Source organism: Hymenobacter psoromatis, assembly GCA_001596155.1.
In the GTDB taxonomy this organism is placed as follows: Bacteria; Bacteroidota; Bacteroidia; order Cytophagales; family Hymenobacteraceae; genus Hymenobacter.
Window position 1 is genome coordinate 1,917,910 of sequence record CP014771.1, and the last position, 18,840, is coordinate 1,936,749.

General features: G+C 53.5%; 15 protein-coding genes. 2 read left to right on the plus strand and 13 right to left on the minus strand.

Going from position 1 to position 18,840, the window contains the following annotated elements; all coding sequences use genetic code 11:
- Positions 1-137: 137 nt before the first annotated feature.
- The 4 genes from A0257_08150 to A0257_08165 all read right to left on the minus strand — a co-directional run bounded on the left by A0257_08150 (position 138) and on the right by A0257_08165 (position 4,863).
- Positions 138-761, minus strand: a complete 624-nt coding sequence (locus A0257_08150) for an adenylate kinase (protein ID AMR27082.1) — start codon at positions 759-761, stop codon at positions 138-140.
- Positions 762-826: 65 nt separating this feature from the next.
- On the minus strand, positions 827-1,366 hold the full coding sequence (locus tag A0257_08155) for a hypoxanthine phosphoribosyltransferase (GenBank protein ID AMR27083.1): 540 nt from the start codon (positions 1,364-1,366) through the stop codon (positions 827-829).
- Between the two features lie 244 nt (positions 1,367-1,610).
- Positions 1,611-3,848, minus strand: coding sequence for a sodium-translocating pyrophosphatase (locus A0257_08160; GenBank protein AMR27084.1), 2,238 nt, complete (start codon positions 3,846-3,848; stop codon positions 1,611-1,613).
- A 79-nt stretch (positions 3,849-3,927) separates the two neighbouring features.
- Complete coding sequence (locus tag A0257_08165) at positions 3,928-4,863, minus strand: aminopeptidase (GenBank protein ID AMR27085.1); 936 nt, start codon at positions 4,861-4,863, stop codon at positions 3,928-3,930.
- Between the two features lie 113 nt (positions 4,864-4,976).
- On the opposite strand from A0257_08165, the gene A0257_08170 reads away from it, so the two are divergent.
- Both A0257_08170 and A0257_08175 read left to right on the plus strand, forming a co-directional pair.
- Positions 4,977-6,251, plus strand: coding sequence for a tol-pal system protein YbgF (locus A0257_08170; GenBank protein ID AMR27086.1), 1,275 nt, complete (start codon positions 4,977-4,979; stop codon positions 6,249-6,251).
- A 20-nt stretch (positions 6,252-6,271) separates the two neighbouring features.
- On the plus strand, positions 6,272-7,627 hold the full coding sequence (locus A0257_08175; protein AMR27087.1) for a hypothetical protein: 1,356 nt from the start codon (positions 6,272-6,274) through the stop codon (positions 7,625-7,627).
- An 11-nt stretch (positions 7,628-7,638) separates the two neighbouring features.
- On the opposite strand, the gene A0257_08180 is transcribed toward A0257_08175, so the two are convergent.
- The 9 genes from A0257_08180 to A0257_08220 form a co-directional block, all read right to left on the minus strand.
- Positions 7,639-8,715 carry a group 1 glycosyl transferase gene (locus tag A0257_08180; GenBank protein AMR27088.1) on the minus strand — a complete coding sequence of 359 codons (1,077 nt, stop codon included), beginning with the start codon at positions 8,713-8,715 and terminating at the stop codon, positions 7,639-7,641.
- Positions 8,715-9,884, minus strand: a complete 1,170-nt coding sequence (locus A0257_08185; GenBank protein ID AMR27089.1) for a hypothetical protein — start codon at positions 9,882-9,884, stop codon at positions 8,715-8,717. Before A0257_08185 ends, A0257_08180 begins: the two co-directional genes overlap by 1 nt.
- Positions 9,885-10,213: 329 nt before the next feature.
- Positions 10,214-11,434: a hypothetical protein gene (locus A0257_08190; GenBank protein AMR27090.1), complete on the minus strand. Its 1,221-nt coding sequence runs from the start codon at positions 11,432-11,434 to the stop codon at positions 10,214-10,216.
- A 33-nt stretch (positions 11,435-11,467) separates the two neighbouring features.
- Complete coding sequence (locus tag A0257_08195; protein ID AMR27091.1) at positions 11,468-12,388, minus strand: hypothetical protein; 921 nt, start codon at positions 12,386-12,388, stop codon at positions 11,468-11,470.
- A gap of 5 nt (positions 12,389-12,393) precedes the next feature.
- Positions 12,394-13,404: a hypothetical protein gene (locus A0257_08200; GenBank protein ID AMR27092.1), complete on the minus strand. Its 1,011-nt coding sequence runs from the start codon at positions 13,402-13,404 to the stop codon at positions 12,394-12,396.
- Between the two features lie 295 nt (positions 13,405-13,699).
- A complete protein-coding gene (locus A0257_08205; GenBank protein AMR27093.1) occupies positions 13,700-15,019 on the minus strand; it encodes a hypothetical protein in 1,320 nt (439 codons plus the stop codon).
- 174 nt (positions 15,020-15,193) lie between these two features.
- The gene (locus A0257_08210) at positions 15,194-16,306 is read right to left on the minus strand and encodes a GDP-mannose 4,6-dehydratase (protein ID AMR27094.1); all 1,113 of its coding nucleotides are present in this window, start codon (positions 16,304-16,306) and stop codon (positions 15,194-15,196) included.
- A 127-nt stretch (positions 16,307-16,433) separates the two neighbouring features.
- The gene (locus A0257_08215; protein AMR27095.1) at positions 16,434-17,471 is read right to left on the minus strand and encodes a hypothetical protein; all 1,038 of its coding nucleotides are present in this window, start codon (positions 17,469-17,471) and stop codon (positions 16,434-16,436) included.
- Positions 17,472-17,562: 91 nt separating this feature from the next.
- Positions 17,563-18,453, minus strand: coding sequence for a hypothetical protein (locus A0257_08220; protein AMR27096.1), 891 nt, complete (start codon positions 18,451-18,453; stop codon positions 17,563-17,565).
- Positions 18,454-18,840: the final 387 nt, after the last annotated feature.

Below are 18,840 nucleotides of genomic sequence, written 5' to 3' on the forward strand. Positions count from 1 at the left end.
GAAAGAGAACGTCATGCTGAGCCCCGCGAGGCATCTTGCTCGCGCCGTTGGAGTTAATAACTCAACGATTCGAGCGAGATGCTTCGCGGGGCTCAGCATGACGTTCTGTTTGGACGCTTACGGCAAGGCGGCTTTAATTAAGCCTTTACCTCGCGCGTAGCGGCGGCCGAAGCCGCCTTTTCAGCGGGTTGGTGCTTGTTGATAATGTCGCTGATTTGAGCGAAGATGCTTTCAATCTCGCCAATGCCGTTGAGCGGGTGAAACTTTTGTTGATTGGCGTAGTGGCCAGCTACCTGCGCCGTTTCGGTATTATAGACCTGCACGCGGCGGCGGATTTTGGCCTCGTCCTGGTCATCGGGGCGGCCGCTGGTTTTGCCGCGCTCCAGCAGGCGCTTCACCAGCTCCTGCTCGCCTACTTCGAGGGCCACCATGCAGGCTACGCTCGTGTTGTGCTCGGCCAGCAGGTGGTCGAGGCTTTCGGCCTGGGCCACGGTGCGCGGAAAGCCGTCGAAGATGAAGCCCACCGCTTGCTTATTTTTCTCCAACGCGTTGCCAATCATGCCAATAACCACGGCATCGGGCACGAGCAAGCCTTCGTCCATCAGCTTTTTGGCTTGCAGGCCCAGGGCGGTGCCCTCGGCAATTTGGGCGCGCAGCAGGTCGCCGGTGCTCAGGTGCACGAGGTGATACTTGGCAATGAGCTTCTGGCTTTGGGTGCCTTTGCCCGCGCCGGGCGGGCCGAAGAGGACGATGTTATGCATACAAAAACGGGGATTGGGCGCGAACGCCAAGGCGGGAGGGGGTAGGAGGCCTACGGAAAACGGGGCTAAACAGCCACGTACACATCGGGCAAGTTACGACCCAGCCCATCGTAATCGAGGCCGTAGCCGACCACAAAATCATTCGGAATTTCCAAGGCAATGTATTTTAAATTCAACCGGTAGCGCAGGCTGGCGGGCTTAAAAAACATGGCAGCTATCTCGATGGAAGCCGGCTTGTTAGCTTGCAGCGTGGGTAGCAGGTGGTTGAGCGTGGTGCCGGTGTCCACGATATCTTCGACCAGAATAATATCGCGGCCCTTTACATCTTCGCGCAGCCCCATTATTTCCTGCACCTGCCCGGTGCTGCCCGTGCCGTCGTACGAGGCCACGCGGATGAACACAATCTCGCAGTTGCCGGTGAAGCGCTTGAGCAGGTCGGTGGCAAACATGAAGCCGCCGGTGAGCACCACCACGAAGAGCGGCTGCCGGCCCGCGTAGTCAGCATTGAGGCGCAGGGCGACCTTGTCGATGGCTTCGGCGATTTCAGCGGCCGAGAGGTAAGGCCGGAAAGCCTTGTCGTGAAGGGTGATAAGGGGTTGACCCATGCGAGGAAGAACAGCCAGGGTAGCTGTTTCGGGCTGCAAAGGTAAAGTTCGAACCACGGATTCATCCGGATTTTTCGGATTGGTCGGATTTTGTGGGCGATTATCGTACCGAGCAGGTTATTTTCAAGCAAAAAGACCGCTCGTCAGCGGCCTTTTTTAGTTGTTCCTAAAATGTAAAAAGTCTCTAATCGTCCACAAAATCCGACCAATCCGAAAAATCCGGATGAATCCGTGGTTCAGACAGTTAGCGTAACTCCCGCAAGGTGATTTGTAGAATGACTTCGGCGGCGGGGACAATATTTTGCGCGAAGCGCACGTGGGGCTGGCTCAGCTGCACATTCTCGTGTTGCGGGGCCGGGGCCATGCCGCGCTCACCGCCCACGCGGGCAATGTGCGGGGCAATTACCAGCGAGACGATGCTCATGAGCTTGATAAGAATGTTCATACTCGGGCCGCTGGTGTCCTTGAATGGGTCACCCACGGTGTCGCCGGTCACGCTGGCTTTGTGGGCCTCGGAGCCCTTGAACTGCATGATGCCATCGACCAGCACGCCTTTTTCAAACGACTTTTTGGCATTGTCCCAGGCACCACCAGCGTTGCTCTGGAACATGGCCATGAGCACGCCGCTCACCGTGACGCCCGCCAGCGTGCCGCCCAGCACTTCGGGGCCGAAAGCGAAGCCGATAATAATGGGCGTGAGCAGAGCAATGGCCCCCGGCGCTACCATCTTGCGGATGGCCGCTTCCGTGCTGATGGCCACGCACTTCTCGTATTCGGGCCGCCCGGTGCCTTCCATAATACCCGGAATTTCACGGAACTGCCGGCGCACTTCCTGCACCATCGCCATCGCCGCCTGCCCCACCGCCTTGATAGCCAGGGCCGAGAAGATGAACGGAATCATGGCCCCTACAAACAAGCCGGCTAGCACGTTAGCGTTCGAGATATCAATGGTATCGATGTGAGCCGTGCCCATGAAGGCCGCGAACAAGGCCAGCGAGGTGAGCGCCGCCGAGGCAATGGCGAAGCCTTTGCCGGTGGCGGCCGTGGTGTTGCCCACGGCATCCAGGATATCGGTGCGCTCGCGCACTTCCTTGGGCAGCTCGCTCATTTCGGCGATGCCGCCGGCGTTGTCAGCAATGGGGCCGAAGGCGTCGATGGCCAGCTGCATGGCCGTGGTGGCCATCATGCCCGCCGCCGCGATGGCTACGCCGTAGAGGCCCGCCGCCTTGAAGCTGAGCACGATACCGGCCGCCAGCACCAAAATGGGCGCCACGGTGCTTTCCATGCCCACGGCCAGGCCGCCGATAACGGTGGTGGCGTGGCCGGTGCTGCTCTGCTGCACGATGCTATTGACCGGCCGTTTGCCCATCGCGGTGTAATACTCGGTGATGGTGCTCATCAAAAAGCCCACGATGAGCCCTACTACAACGGCGTAAAACACGTGGTTGGCGTCGAAGGTGTAGCCGCGCAACGTGATGTCGCCGGGGGGTAGCATCCACTTAATCAACAAGTAAGAGAAAACACCCGACACGACGATGGACACGTTATTGCCCAGGTTGAGCGCGCCCTGCACGCTACCCCCCTCCTTCACCCGCACGGCCAGAATGCCCACCAGCGAGGCCACGATGCCCAGCCCGGCAATGGCCATCGGCAGCAGAATGGGCGACAGGCCGCCAAACTGGTCCATATTACCCAGGCGCACTTCGCGGCCCAGCACCATCGTGGCCAGGATAGTGGCCACGTACGAGCCAAACAGGTCGGCACCCATGCCGGCCACGTCGCCCACGTTGTCGCCCACGTTGTCGGCGATGGTGGCGGGGTTGCGCGAGTCATCCTCCGGAATGCCGGCCTCTACCTTGCCCACGAGGTCGGCCCCCACGTCGGCGGCTTTGGTATAAATGCCGCCCCCTACCCTCGCAAACAGCGCGATGCTCTCGGCCCCGAGCGAGAAGCCGGTGAGCACTTCGAGGGCTTTCTCCATCTCCGGGCCCGTGGCTAAGCCGCTCGGTACGAATATTTTATAGAAGATGATGAACAGCGAACCCATCCCTAGCACAGCCAGACCCGCTACCCCCATGCCCATCACCGAACCGCCCGAGAACGATACTTTCAATGCCTGGGTCAGCGAGGTGCGGGCCGCCTGGGCGGTGCGCACGTTGGCTTTGGTCGCGATTTTCATCCCGATATAGCCGGCCGTGGCCGAAAACACGGCTCCAATCAAAAAGGCAATGACAATGACTGGGCTGGACCTTTCGCCCGTGAAGCCTAGGTAGCCCAGGAAGATGGAGGCGATGAGGGCAAACAAGGCCAGCACCCGGTACTCGGCCCGCAGAAAGGCGATAGCCCCGTCGGCAATGTAGCCGGCAATGGTGGTCATCTTTTCGTCGCCGGCATCCTGGCGGGCTACCCAGCCCGAGCGCAGCCAGGTGTAGAATAAGGCAAAAATGCCCAACGCGGGCACCGCGTAGAGGATAAGAGGCATAAGCAAATAGGGTTGGGTGGGAAAAAGATGCCTAAGCGCATGAAAATGAGCCTAGATGGGCAAATGTAGGCGACTGGGACTATAATTCGCGCATCAAAACCTCGTACAGCGCTACCATGCTCATAATGTCGGCCTTAGCTACTATTTCGTTAGGCGTGTGCACCTCGTCCTCGGGAGCGCCCACGAAACACCAGTCCCAGGGTATGTCGCTGCGCTGCAAGTCTTTAGCGTCGGAGCCCCCTACCCCCTCCACTTCAACCTGATGCGCGATGCCCGCCGCCCGCGCGATGGCCCGGATGCGCTCGACGTAGGCGCGGCGCGGAATGAGCGAGTCGCGTAGCGAAATAACGCAGCCCCTACCCCCCTTCACGCCCTCCGTGACCCAGGTGATATCGCAGATGAGCGCCTGCCGCACGCCGTACGTCTCATAAATGAAGCGGGCCAGGTAGGGCACGGAGCCGCCGCCGTGCTCCTCCCAGCACGAAAACGCGATGATGCCGTGCTCCAGGGTTTCGGCCAGGCGCAGGGCCGCCCACACTCCGAGGCGGTTGTCGAGGTAGCAGCTTTGCACGGTCGTGGCCGTCTCGCGAAAGTCGCAGGCGAAGGTGAGGCTGGTGCCCGGCTCAATGTCGCGGCTGAACTCATAGCCGAGCACCTCCGTTTCGTCTTCGTCCTCTTTATTTTCTTCCACCGTCAGCGTACAGCTTATCTCGCCTTGCGAATCGCGTCCGACCAGCCGATAGCCCGCCACGCACTCGGGCCCGCCAATGGGCACCAGCCCGCGCCCGTAGCGCACCGTGAAGCCGATGCTGTCGAGGTGGGCAAACACGGCGGTGCGCGGCTGCCCAAACACCAGCAGCAGGCAATCCTGAAACCGATGCTCATCGTGCACCACCAGGGGCGGCTGGCGCCAGCCGGGGCCGTGCGTGCGCACATAATCGAGCAGGAAGTGGGTCAGCGCGACCTCGTTGCCCGAGGGTGCCGCAATTTGGCAGAGAGTTTGGAGAAGCTGCATCGGGTCAGGGCAGGAAGTAGTTTGGATAAAGCTAAGACTACCGCCGTACTTTCGCCAGTTCATTGCCCATCCCCCGCCAGCAAGCGCTTGGTTATTTAGCATCTTTTGCCCGCATGTCCGCTCCCGTTCGCCTTTTACGCTTGCTGTCACTCGTTGGTCTGCTGAGCTTCGCGCTGGTTGGAAAAGCGCAACAGACCGCCGATACTACCCGCCTGCGCGTGGGCCAAGTGCCGGCGATGCGCACCATCGCGGTCGATACGGTAAACGTCCTACCCACCGCCGCCGACACCAAGGGCTGGCTGCTCCTGGATAAAGACATTCAACTGGAGCTGGACGGCGCGGTGCAGAATCTGTACAATTTCAAGTACGACAAGGCCGAGAAGCAGTTTCGTTCGCTGCGCCGGCGCTATCCAAACCATCCCATGCCCTATTTTCTGCTGGGCCTGAGCACTTGGTGGAAGATAATGCCCACCAACTTCGACACCAAGCAGTACGACAAGATTTTCTTCGCTTACATGGACACGGCCAACACCTACGCCGAGCGGCTGGTGAAGGCCGACCCGCACAACTACGAAGGCTATTTCTTCCTCTCGGCTGCCAATGGCTTCGATGCCCGGCTCAACGCCGAGCGTCACAACTGGCGCAAGGCGACCTTCAGCAGCAAGCGGGCCCTCAATTATTTGCAGAAGAGCAGTGAAGCCAACGGCCTGAGTCCCGAATTTCTGTTCGGTGAGGCACTGTTTAATTACTATGCCGTCTGGATTCCCGAGAACTACCCTCTACTCAAGCCGGTATTACTTTTCTTCCCGAAAGGTAACAAACAGCTGGGTCTTAGCCAGCTGCGTACCGTAGCTAACAACGCTTTCTACACCGGAGTCGAGGCCAAGGTGTTCTTGATGAAGCTGCTGCACAACGATGAGCACCAAACAGCCGCCGCCATGCCCATTGCCCGCGGCCTGGCCCTCAAATATCCCGACAATGGCTACTTTGCCCGCTTCTACGCTCTGCTGTGCTTCGACCAGGCCGACTTCGCCGAGTGTGAGCGCGTCAGCCGCGACATCATCGATAAAATCAACGCCGGCATGCCGGGCTACGAGGCTACCAGCGGCCGCTACGCCATGTATTTCATGGGCTACCTCATGCAGTACAAATACCGCGACTTACCCAAGGCCCAGGACTACTATAAGCGCTGCATCGTTTTCGCCGAAAGCAACGGGGAAACCGACGGCGGCTTCTACCTTTTCTCCAATGCCAACCTGGCCCGCATGGCCGAGCGCGACCGTGACTTGGCGGCCGCCCGCCGCTACTATGAGGTAGTAGCCGACAAAGCCGACCACAAGTCGGACCAGTACAAAGATGCCAAGGCGTGGCTGAAAAAGAATTCCTGACCTGCTACTAGACCTATCTAATGGAGCTATCAGACTTATTCTTAGGGCCGCTTTACCTGCTGCTCTTCTATTCCCTGGCTTTTGCGGTGCGCCCGGCTGTCACCAATAAATACACGAAGCAATTCTTTATTCCCGCCTTGACCTTAAAATTTGTGGGGGCAATAGGCCTAGGTCTTATTTATCAATTTTATTACAGCGGGGGGGATACCTTCAATTACTTTCGTCATGTTAAGCTTATCAATGCTGCGTTTTTTCAATCCTTCCCAACCTGGGTAAAGCTTATCCTGGATAATGGGGGTAGCAAAGACCCAGCGCTTTGGCCCTATACTGCGGGTATGTTTTGGCATCAAGCCAATTCCACGGAGTATCTGTTAGCGCGAATCGCGGCAGTCATTGGAATACTCTGTTTCACTAACTATACTGCTATCGCGCTGTTCTTCGCCGTTATTAGTTTTAGCGGCATGTGGGCCCTTTATATCACGATGGCCAAGATTCGGCCGCAAGTATATAAAGAGCTAGCCTGGACGATGTTCTACGTACCCTCTTTATTCTTTTGGGGTTCAGGTCTGCTCAAAGACTCTCTCTGTATGGGTGCTCTGGGCTGGCTATTCTACGGGTTTTATCGCGGTACTATTCAAAAACAAGCCGTTGTTAAAAGCTTATCCATCACTTTATTAGCTGCTTATATTTTATTTAATATAAAGGTCTACATATTATTATGTTTTCTACCAGCCGCTTTATTGTGGGTATTCAATGAAAATAATGCTCGCATCAAAAACGCTACGGTTCGGATGCTGGTTAAACCCATTTTCTTTGCGCTTGGGGGTGTTGTGGCTATATATGCTGCCACTAACTTAACGAAGGGCGACGAAAAATATGATATTGATAAGATTGGTGAGCGCAGTAAGATTACGGCTGACTATCTCTATGAGGTCAGCCAAAAGCAGGAAGGCTCCGCCTATAACTTGGGTAAACAGGATGGTACGCTCGGGGGTATGGCTAAACTAGCGCCGCAGGCTATCGCAACTTCTCTGTTCCGACCTTTCCTATGGGAAGCCCACAATCCGGTAATGCTGCTATCTGCCATTGAAGCAACTTTTTTCTTGGTCTTTACACTGCGCATCTTCTGGCGCACGGGTATTGGCACTACCCTATCTTTGATTGGCCAGACCCCGGTACTACTCATGTGCTTCATCTTTTCACTGATATTTGCAGCATCCGTTGGCATTACCAGCTCCAACTTTGGCACGCTGGTCCGTTACAAGATTCCCCTAATACCTTTTTATTTGGGTAGCTTATATATTTTGCAAAGTATTGCGGCTGAAAAAAGCAGGCGGCGCGTGGCATCGACCCGCCGAAAGCACCAAATTGCTTAGCACCGATACTTTTAGGCAGCGAACAGACTCAGGAAGTTAGTAGTATTGGCTTGCACCGAGTAGCGGGCTACTACCGTTGCGCGCGCCGCTACCCCTAGCTTTTGCCGCAGACCAGGGTCAGTGAGCAGCTGGCGCAGGCGAGCCTCCCACTCAACTGGCGTAGAGCAGACATAGCCGTTATAATCGTTCTGCACAACCTCGGTGTTCATGCCTACCGGTGACACCAGGGCTGGAATACCCAGCGCCATGTACTGCAAGGCTTTAAAAGCGCACTTGCCCTTCGCCCACGGGTCGTCTTCGAGCGGCATCAGCCCCACGTGAAATTCGAGTAAGTCGGCTATCTCCGTAGCTTTGCACCAAGGCACGAATACGAGTGAGCGCAGGGGTAGGGCGGGTAGCTGATTGGAGATTACCCGAAATTCGAAGTCCAGGCCCTCCGCTTCCAGTTGCGCTAGCACAGGTACTAGCTGGTCAAGGTACTTGAGCGTCGAATGCGTTCCCGTCCACCCGATAACCAATCGGCCCGGTGCCGCCTGGTCGCGCACCTGATTATGCAGGTGCTCAGTATCAATAGTAGTTGGGTTTACCAGGGAATGCGCGTTAAACTGCCGGGCGTAGGCAGTCAGGTAGCCATTTCCGCAGCTGTTTTTGTGGGCCCAACGGCAAATGCTGGCTACTTTCTGATGCCACTTCAGGCCCGCCGCAATGCGGTTGGCCTCCGAGGTGTTGGCCAGCCAGATAGCATCGTCAAAATCATAAATGATTTTTTTGCCCAGCACTTTAGCCAGCAGCCACTCCAGCACCGGAGGCCCTAGTGGTGCGGCTTCCCGATGAATAAAAACAAAATCATAGGCCGGCACTTGCCAGAGCAAGGCAAACCGCCGCCCAAAACCTGACGCAATACCCCCCGCCTTCCGCAACGCATGGCCTGGCTTATAAAGAATAGCCCAGGTAGCCGCTGACAAAAATGGCTTCAGGTCGTATGTATGCCCCTCCTTCGTTAGAATATCCAGGTATTGCTCAAACCGAAAGCGCTGCGAGGGTGCCTGCCCGTGGGGATAAGGTGCCAGAAAAAGAATCTTTGCCATTAGCTACTAATCGGTCGCGTAGTACAAGCGCTAGCCTGGGGTAGTAGCGTTGCGTAAGCTTGACGAGCTTGGTTAAGGGAGCGATGTCGCAGGGCCAGTTCGCGTACCCGTGCCCGGCTGTCAGGAGCCCGCCAGATGAGGTCCAGCTGCCGCAAAGCATCGGGCAGCGTGGCCGGGTAGTCTAAATCAAAAACCGCTCCGCCGCCCTCGGCTTGTATAATCGCCGAATCATCACCAATACCAGGGGGTAGCAGTACCGGTAGGCCACTGGCCCAGTATTCGCCTATCTTAATAGCGGAACAGAACAGCCGACACTTAGCGGGCTTGATAGTAGCAAAGGCGAAGTCGGCGGCCGACAAATAATCGGGCACCTCCTGGTGCGGAGCTTTCGTAATGTGCGCGTGCGCTACGGGCAGGCCAGCTTCGGCTAAGCGCTGTTGCACGTCGGCCACCCGGTCGGGGGTAAGAATGAGCAAGCGGAAAGCGGGCCCAAAGTAGTCGGCGGCGGCCCGAAAAACAGCGAAAGCTTCCCGGTCATAATAAATACCACCAAATTTTCCCACGTAGATGCCAACTACTGCCGCTGAGTCATCAAACCCTAGCAACTGACGCACCCGCTGGCGGGCAACTGCATTAAAAGCAAAGGCCGTCGCATCGACCGAGCAGGGCACCGTGGCAATATGCGCAGCGCCTACCCCCTCCCGAATAAGCTGATGTCGGTAATTCTCGGCTACCGGCATTAGCCCGAGCGCCAACTGCTTCTGCCGTTTCTCCCAGTGTCGCTGAAACAAGTAGCGAGGGTCGTAGCGCCGCCATACCCCCGATTCCAGCATATAGTCGGCGTGGGGCTCAAACGACTCGACATAAAAGGGCAGCTTGGTTTTTTGCCACACCAGGTAAGCCAGTGCCCCCGCCGGCGCGCCCCGCGCCAGGATAAAATCGGGCTTAAACTCCGCCACCTGCTTTACCAACTCGGCCGGAAAACGGGTAAAATCCTCTATTTTATTGAGAATGACGTTGCGGCCGGGCCGTGAGCGTAGGGGCTCAAACGATATTTTGCTGGCCTCAAAACCGGGCGCAAATACCAAATCGTCCTGCGCCCGTGAGCCGCGCTCGATGGTGACGAGGCAAATAGCCGTTACGTCGGGCCGCTCCTGCAGCAAGCGCAAATGTGGAAGAATAGTACTAGTTGTTAACCCATCCTGTATGCCCCAGTACCCCAAAAATAATATTCGCATAGACTTTATGGCGAAAAACGCTTGGCACGCAACTAAAGAGATTGTACTAAATACGTAGTTCGCCTTTTATCGGAAATTAAAATAATTATTAGTAATACATTAAATTATTTTACATCGAAGTAATGAGAGATAATTATAATAAAACAACTGAATTTAAAAATTTTTTCAATAGCTTGAAGCGAAGCCTACGTTTCTTAATTCGACCATCAAAAACACTAAATGCACGTTTGATGCAATCGTCCTAACCCGCAACTATTTTATCAAAATATGAAAACTTGCGTGACTACATATGCTGCAAATAATCGTTTGTATGCTCTACTAGCATAGTTACTTGAACGATAATGGATAGCTAACTGTCGAATACGCAAGCGATGGGCTGCGTCGTTCAAAATAGAATGCAATTGGCAAAGCGCCTTTGCAACACTCCCTGGGTGACTTAAGTTGAGTACTGCTCCGGCACCTTCCTGCTGAATAATACCGGAATCGTCGCCTACCCCTTCTGTTAGCAATACTGGTAATCCGTTGGCCCAGTACTCCCCTACCTTAATGGGTGAAACGTAGGGGGTAGGCCGGTGCAGGCCAAATCCAAAATCAGCCGCAGAGAGATAATTGGGAACCTGACTAAAGGGTGCAAAGACGATGGATACCCGACTGCTATCTACCCCTGCGGCGAACAATTTTTGCTGTAGCTCTTCAGCAGGCTGAGGCGTCAGGATAAGCAGGTAGAAGTCGGGGCCGAAGTAGTCAGCCACTTGGCGAAATAGCCCGAAGGCCTCCGCATCGTAGTAGATGCCCCCAAACTTGCCCACGTACACCCCTACCACCGCCGCCGGTCTAATGCCCAACTGCTGGCGTAGCCGCATGCGCGCCTCCACATCGAACGAAAATGCTTCCGCATCCACCGAGCACGGCACCGTCACTACCTGCCCGGCTGGTAAACCTTCGGCCAGCAGCTGCCGCCGGTAGTTTTCAGCCACTGGCATCAGCCCCTGCGCGTAGCGCTTTTGCTGCCTTTCCCAGTATCGCTGGAACAGATAGCGGGGGTCATAGCGCCGCCACACGCCTGCCTGACGCATATACTCGGAGTGTGGCTCGAACGACTCGACGTAAAATGGCAGATTGGTTTTTTGCCATACTAAGTAGGCCAGTGCCCCCGCCGGGGCACCCCGCGCCAGGATAAAATCAGGCTTAAACTCCGCTACCTGCTGTATCAACTCCCGAGGAAATCGCCGAAAATCATCTATCTTATTTAATAAAACCGGCATTCCAACCCGCGACAACAGCGGGGCGAACGTTATTTTGGTAGCTGCGAAGGGTAATACCAGTGCCGGAGGAAGCTGAGACGTTGTGCCCCGCTCAATTGTTATTAATAAGATAGCTTCAACGTCAGCATTTTCCTGGAGCAAGCGTAGGTGTGGCAACACCGTAGCGGTAGTTAGCGGGTCCTGAAGCGACCAATAGCCTAAAAATATAAGTCGCATCTTATCATTAGTTGATAGAAGTTATTTTTATACTTAACCACGCTTGCTTTTCAGCCATTGAATCAGTGCTGGATTAATCAGGGTCCGTAATAACAGTGCTGCCGCCGCCCGGCCGGGCAGGCCATTGGCTGCCCGCCGCGCAAATTTGATAGCCTGGAGCTGATGCCCATCAATATGAGCGTGAATTGCACAAAGATAGTAAATGCGTCCCAGCAACCGCCGGCTCTGGTCGGTTGTCAGGGTCAGGTGCTGCTGCATCCAACCAGCGGCCAGTTCCAACCGCCGAATGAGACCTTGGTTGTCGGCCCGCATAGAGCGCTGGTCATGGTCATTCATGGTTAAGGTCACAGCATCCACAAGTTGCACGGCGGCTCCGTGCTGGGTATTCTCCAGCATAAACATCCAGTCCTCCACGGCAGCGTAGCGCCGGTCTTCCTCAAACTTTTTTAGCGCTGAGTTGGCCCGGCGCACGCAGACATTGCAGGCCAGCACATTACCCGTCAGGAAAGTCTCAAAGCCCAGTGGCCCGGCGGGTAGCCATGCTATATCGCTCGGCCGGCGCTGCCCCTGGCGGTCAAAATCATACTTGGTGGCGATAAAGTCGGGCGGGGTAGCGGCAGCCGCAATGGCGGCGCGCAATGTGCGCAAGTGGTTGGGGTGCAACAGGTCGTCCGAGTCCAGAAACAGCGCGTATTCGCCCCGCGCCCGCGCCAGACCATAATTACGGGCCGCGCCGCGCTCGGCGTTTTCCTTGGGCAGGTAGCGCAGGCGCGGGTCAAGGTAACGGCCTACTACCTCAGCGGTAGCATCCTGGCTACCATCGTCTACTACCAGTACTTCAAAGCTCGCCTCTTGCTGGCTCAGCACCGAGTCGAGCGTAAGCCCGATAAGGTCGGCCCGATTGTAAGTAGGGATAATGATGCTGAAGAAAGGCGGGCTGGCAGTAGTCGTCATAGCTTTTACTCCACTTCGCACCCGAAGCTGAGATACTGTGCTTTGAATTTCTGAATCCACTTTGCCCACTCCGCTACGCTAACGCGCGCATCGCCGGTGGCCTGTAAAATAGCGCCCAAATAGTCCTGACTGAAGTCGGCCGGAAAATTCTGCATAGGGTCAAGCCGGCCTTGCCGCCAAGCTTCATTCAGGTGGTGATTGAAAGCAAAAATGTCCAGGCCTACTCCTTTATACATATTGGTAGTAGAGGTTATGAAGGAGGTTTTGGTTAGTTCCACCCGGCTTTTGGCGTAGCGGCCGTGCTGCTGCTTATACCACTGCCCAGCTTTTTGCAGCTGCTGCACCTCATCAACATGCGTCTGTTCGTCCTGCCACAGGTGGAGCCAATACCGCTTGGTAAAGAAGGCAGATGCTACTCCATAAAGCGTATACACAGGTAATTGCAGTTGGAAATCACTACGCAACAGGCGCATGAGCCCCAGCTTTTTCATCATCGACCGGACGCCTAGCTTGTTGAGCACCAGTAGGTCTGAAGCAAGCGGAATATGCGGAATGATTTCTTCCAGATGTTCTCCTACTGGCACCTTGCGCCCCGTGATAACAGCTGGATTACCCAACCAACTGATTTTAACCATATCTAATTGCTGAGCCTGCATCGTATGCTCAATAGCGGCTAATTGCAATGGCCCAGTCAGCCAGATATCGTCTTCCAGCAGCAGGAAGATATCGGAACCTGCGGCCACGTGTTCTAGCCACAGGCCGGTTGGAATAGTTCGCTGGTCAAAGGTGCGTTCGCCAGCCACGTGCGCCCGCAAAGCGACTACTTTAGCTTCATATAAGGGCGAAGTGAAGATAGCTACTTCTGGAAACTGCTCCTTAATACGAACTAAGTATTCAGGCGGCGTCCCGTCATCCAGTACCCGAATACAATAGTTTCCCACCGCAAACCGATAAATACTACGCAGGCAGCGTTCTAGATAATAGGGACGATTAAATGATTTTATGAATATGTCCATAAGGAATGGATACTAATGCAATTAAAAAAGGCAAAACGTCAAGCAAGCCGCCTAGCGCTTGGTCAGAGCATCTTTACATCTGAAAATGAGGGTTATTCCCTTATAAAATAGATGGTATGCATCACCTTTCGGGAAACTCTGTGTATAAAAGCCCGCGGAGTTTCGCGGGCGCAATGCCAGAATGATTATCGGACAAATTCACCTAGCGTTGCCCTAGTTATTACGTTCACGGGGGTAAGTCGGCAGTTTTCAAGGCTGCTCAAGACCGACAGCCGCGCAATGCTTATCAGTCAGTCTAGTGCCGGCCCATAAAGTATTGCAATCCTAAGCGACTGGCGTACAAAATAGCCAACGTGAATAAAACCAGCCCTATGCTACGTAGGGCTACTCGCCATACTGATACTTCTAAAAGATACAGAATATTCATATCCACCCCAAAAGTCACGAATAAACTACTGATACCAAATAACATCATGCCTAAGTTGAGATTCTGAACGTAAATCCCTACTCCTAAACTGGCTGCCCTTACTACTACCAGCAGCACAATGCCCCATAAGGCCAGGCGCTGCCGCCGCAATACCGCATAAATAGGACTTGTGGCATAGGATGCCAGTCGGAATATGTAATAGTATCCCAGATAAGTAGTGAACACCCCTGCTTCCTCCCAACGTGCGCCGAACACAATCCGGAAAATCCAGTCACCATAGACGGTGAGGATACCAAAGGGTATCAGACCCACGTATAACAGCTTGTTATAAAGTTCGAGGCACAGTGCGGGAAGACGGTCAGGCTCATGCCTATGGGTTTCAGTGGCTTTTTGTAAAAAAACCGGCGAAATGGCGGCCCCCATTAGATTAATCGGGAGTTCTAGCAGACTGGTGGAGAAAGCGTACAAGCCTACCGCCGCCGTGCCAAACGAGCTAGTGAGCACAAGCGTAGGTAATTGAAATGCCAGCGTATTAAGATAGCCACCGGGTGCCGTATAAAGCGGATATTCTCGGTATTCGTAAGCAACTGCCCGCACCCTTGCCCATGAGAAAGAACGCACAAGTACCCCTAGCCGGTGATTGATACCGCTAAAAAATACGGTACCCGTACCCATCAACTTAGTAAATATCTCGCCCAGCAACAACCCTGAAGCGCTGCCATGTAGTAGCAGGCCGGCCCCCAGTGTTAATGCCCGCCCCGCAACCGAGGTAATAGCATTGATACTGGCCTGCTTGCGAAATTCTTTGGTTCGCAGGTACCAGGCATTCATAATGAGCATCAGGTTATAGATGAATGCCGTAGCTGGCACGGCATACACCCAGTTCCCTAACGCCTCTATATGCAGCCAGCGTAACAATGGCTCATGCAGCAGCACCAAGGCCAGCGTTACCAGCCCAAAGTTGCCTACTGCCAGCAATAGACTCAAATGCACTAGGGCATAAAATCGCTTAGTTAGGCGCGGAAGCAGAAAAGCTGACGGATAAGCCAGCGTAGAAATCATTGTAACGTTCGAAACGAGCCCATTAAACACGGCAAAAAGCCCATAAGCAGCTGGTGCGTATAGCCGCGACATAATGGGAGAAACCAGAAACCCTATGGCGGCCATTATAGCCGTTGCAGAAAACATCAGCGCAAAGTTTTGCGCGAAAGAATTGCGTTGCCGAAGTGCTTGCACATTGCGACGCGCTATACCCTGGATAGCTTTTATCACCTTGTGCCTTAGCTCTTTGAAGGGCGTTTGTTTATTAAAAAATTAATTAAATATTCCATTGTTAACAATGAAATATTTTAGCTAAATACTCTATTCATGATAGTTGTATACCTTGTGCCCACCTTTTAGCAGGTACGCATCGCGGCGAAACAACTCCACGTCGGCCTTCATCATGTCCTTTACCAAAGAAGCCAGGTCGTGCTTTGGCTCCCAGCCCAGTTTAGTTTTAGCTTTGGTAGGGTCACCAATCAATAATTCTACCTCGGTTGGGCGGAAATAGCGGGGGTCAATCTCTACTACTACGTCACCCACCTTCACTTTGCTCTCGAGGTTGCTCACGCGCACGACATGTCCTTTTTCGTCCACGCCTTCCCCCGAGAAAGTAACTTCGATGCCTACTTCAGCAAATGACATTTTCACGAAGTCGCGCACGGTCGTCGTTACGCCGGTGGCAATAACAAAGTCTTCCGGCTCATCTTGTTGCAGAATACGCCACATAGCTTCCACGTAATCCTGAGCGTGGCCCCAGTCGCGCTTAGAGTCGATATTGCCGAGGAAGATTCTGCTTTGCAGACCCAATGAGATACGGGCTACTCCGCGCGTAATCTTGCGCGTCACAAAGGTTTCGCCTCGCAAGGGGCTCTCATGGTTGAATAAGATGCCATTGCAGGCAAACATGCCGTATGCTTCGCGGTAGTTCACCGTAATCCAGTAGGCATACATTTTGGCTACCGCGTAGGGCGAGCGGGGGTAGAAGGGGGTGGTCTCGCTCTGCGGCACCTGTTGCACCAAGCCGTACAGCTCTGAAGTGGAAGCCTGGTAAATACGAGTTTTCTTTTCCAGACCCAAAATGCGGATTGCTTCGAGCAAACGCAGTGTACCAATACCATCAGCATTGGCCGTATATTCAGGTGTGTCAAACGACACCTTCACATGCGACATAGCCCCAAGGTTGTAAATCTCGTCGGGCTGAATCTCCTGCACGATGCGAATCAGGTTCGTCGAATCGTTCAGGTCACCGTAGTGCAGCGTTAAGCGCACATTGCTCTCGTGAGGGTCTTGGTAGAGGTGGTCAATCCGGTCAGTATTGAACAACGACGAACGGCGCTTGAGGCCGTGTACCTGATACCCTTTTTCAAGGAGTAACTCAGCTAAGTACGCGCCATCTTGGCCCGTAATTCCCGTGATAAGGGCAACTTTCATACAAATTCTATTAGGTGTAGAGTCGTTCGTATTTTTGCGCAAGCGATTTACAATTCTGCCCTCAAAAGTACGGACAATCGACGGCCTTTGGGTATTCTATCCGGCGGACCTAATGCATAGGTAGCAGTTAATATTTTACCAATAACTGGGTTAGCTCGCGGGTCCGGCACGAGGTGTAGTGCTTAGCTAGTATCTCGCGGTGCACGTCGAAGCCAGGCTTTTTTTGTTGCAAATAGTCTAGCATAGTTTGCTCGAATTCCTCGTAATTCTCAATGTTGGGACACACACGCTTCAATTCATAGTACGCAGTTTCCTCATTGTCGGGGTAGCGACCTAGCAGCAGACATTGGGCGCTCAGCAATTCCAAGTAGCGGGGTGTTACAGGGTTGAATCCACCGGTACGCTTTTCGCCTCCATCGAGACCAGGGGTACTGTAGAACGATATTTTGCTGGCTCGTAGCAGCCGCACGTAGTCTTCACGGCTCTGGAACTTGCCTATCATGCCGCGCTGGTTCGATACGTAGTATAACTCTCCGTTGACTTCCTGCTGGTATAGGTACTCAGTGTTGGGATATTGTTGCACAAACCGCTCCAAGTAATCACGCAGGCGCTGGTTAGTGCGGATATTGAGCCTTCCAGCCAACAGAATATCATACTCCTTGATATAGGTCACCCCTGGTTCCAACCGGTAGCGGTCCGACAAACTCAAACCCAAGTGCTCGATGGGTAGCGGACAATTATTTTCTTTTAAAAAATTCAGCGCCTCCAGGCTCGACACCAGTATTAGTTTGCAGTCGCGGTAGGTGTGGTAAAACTCGGCCAAGTCGGTGTGCTTCCAGAAATCGACCAGAATAGGCACCGCTTGCGCTGAAGTAGTGAAGTTGGGTTCGGTTGCCACATATAGCTCAAACACCAGATTGAGGCCGCCCCGGCGGCGGGCACTAAACTGCTCCACCGCCTTATTAAGACTGGCCAGGGTGTCCGTGCCCAGCTTATTGGTTATCTGCTTAGTGACCCGGTTTATCAGCATCTTACGATGCAAGGGCTTAGCATCAAGCACTGGTATATTTAAGTCGTGTCCCAGGTCTTCTTCCCACTCAAAAATCAGTTGGTAGCTAGGGTTGTGCTCAAAAGCGCGTGCGGATAAGATAGCGGCAATCCTCATACTCCTAGATTATGTATTTTAAAGTAAGGCCAGCGCTTATGCCATAGGCCGTCGTCAGCGGCTGAACAGCGTCCTCGCTTTTTTATAAAAATTACTTGTTCATTAATTGCAACAACTTCTCAAACGCAGTGATATCTACTTGCAGATGAGCCTCATTAGTTAGCATCTCATCACCCATACCAGCGCAGGGCAGGCAATAATAGGGCAGTTGCAAAGCACTAGCCATTCGGAAATAAATAAGATTTTCAAAGTCCTTATTTTTTTTACAAATAATTTTATCTCTATTCATTAGCTCTCCAACCCGCGCCGCCGAGGGCAAAAAAAGCATATTAGTCAAGCCAGCACCGTGAATACTAATGAATTGCTCGGTTTCAGCCATAAGCTTTATCTGCTCCACAAAAGACAGGTTTTCAAACTCAACGATTTCGTATTTGTACTGCTTCAGCATTTCTTCAATAGCGTGTTCGTTGACCAGACGACGTACACGCTGCGAACGCCGGGATACATAAACCCGACGGTGGGGCACAGGCAGTTGCCCGGCGGTGTACAACTTGGCCAGCAACTGTTCCCGCACCTGACGCAGCAAGGTCGGGTGCTGGTAGCCAGGAGCAGTTACGTGGTCAGGCACCAGCAAATCGACATTTACCAGCGTATGTCCTGGCTCTAGCAGCAGCAGTTCGGAGAAGCCCAGCATGGCGGCCGACTCCCATACGAAAGCAGCTACGGGGGCTGGCATTAGCAAGCGACAATCCGCATAATTAGCTTGGAGTAGCAGTAAGCGCGGCAGCGAATCTACCAGCCAATGATAATAATTAGCACCGGTCCACTGGTTATGCACCAAGGCCAAGGGACGAGCATCAGGCGACACTCGTTTTTTCTTACCAATCCACTCCTTGAATAAATAGGCATCGTTGTAGTTTTCCTCTTCGCGAGGATGGGCCAAAGCCGGCAAAAAGATGCGCAGCTTACGGAATACCACCATGTGCCAGGATACCACTGTCTGCCGTAGAAAATGCAAATAAACGGGAGGCAACGCAATAGACTCGTGAAAATAAGGCTGCATTGCCGCCGGTAGCTCCTCTATATTAACCGGCAGCGTCGGCAAGAACGAACCAGATTCTGCCAGCAATAAGGCGCGCTTACCGAAAGACGTTTGTTGGTTAGCTATTCGTCGAATAATAGCATTTACTAAATTAATAAATAATCTGTATATAAATGATTTCTTCACGCTATAACTGGCAAATTTTAACATGACTTAATACAATTACTTAAAAAGTAATTTTTAAGTAATTGTATTAAATAAAAAGCGATTACTTAATGTGGTAATTAGTCTATTTAGTACGCGACATTGCCGTCAGCCAATATTATT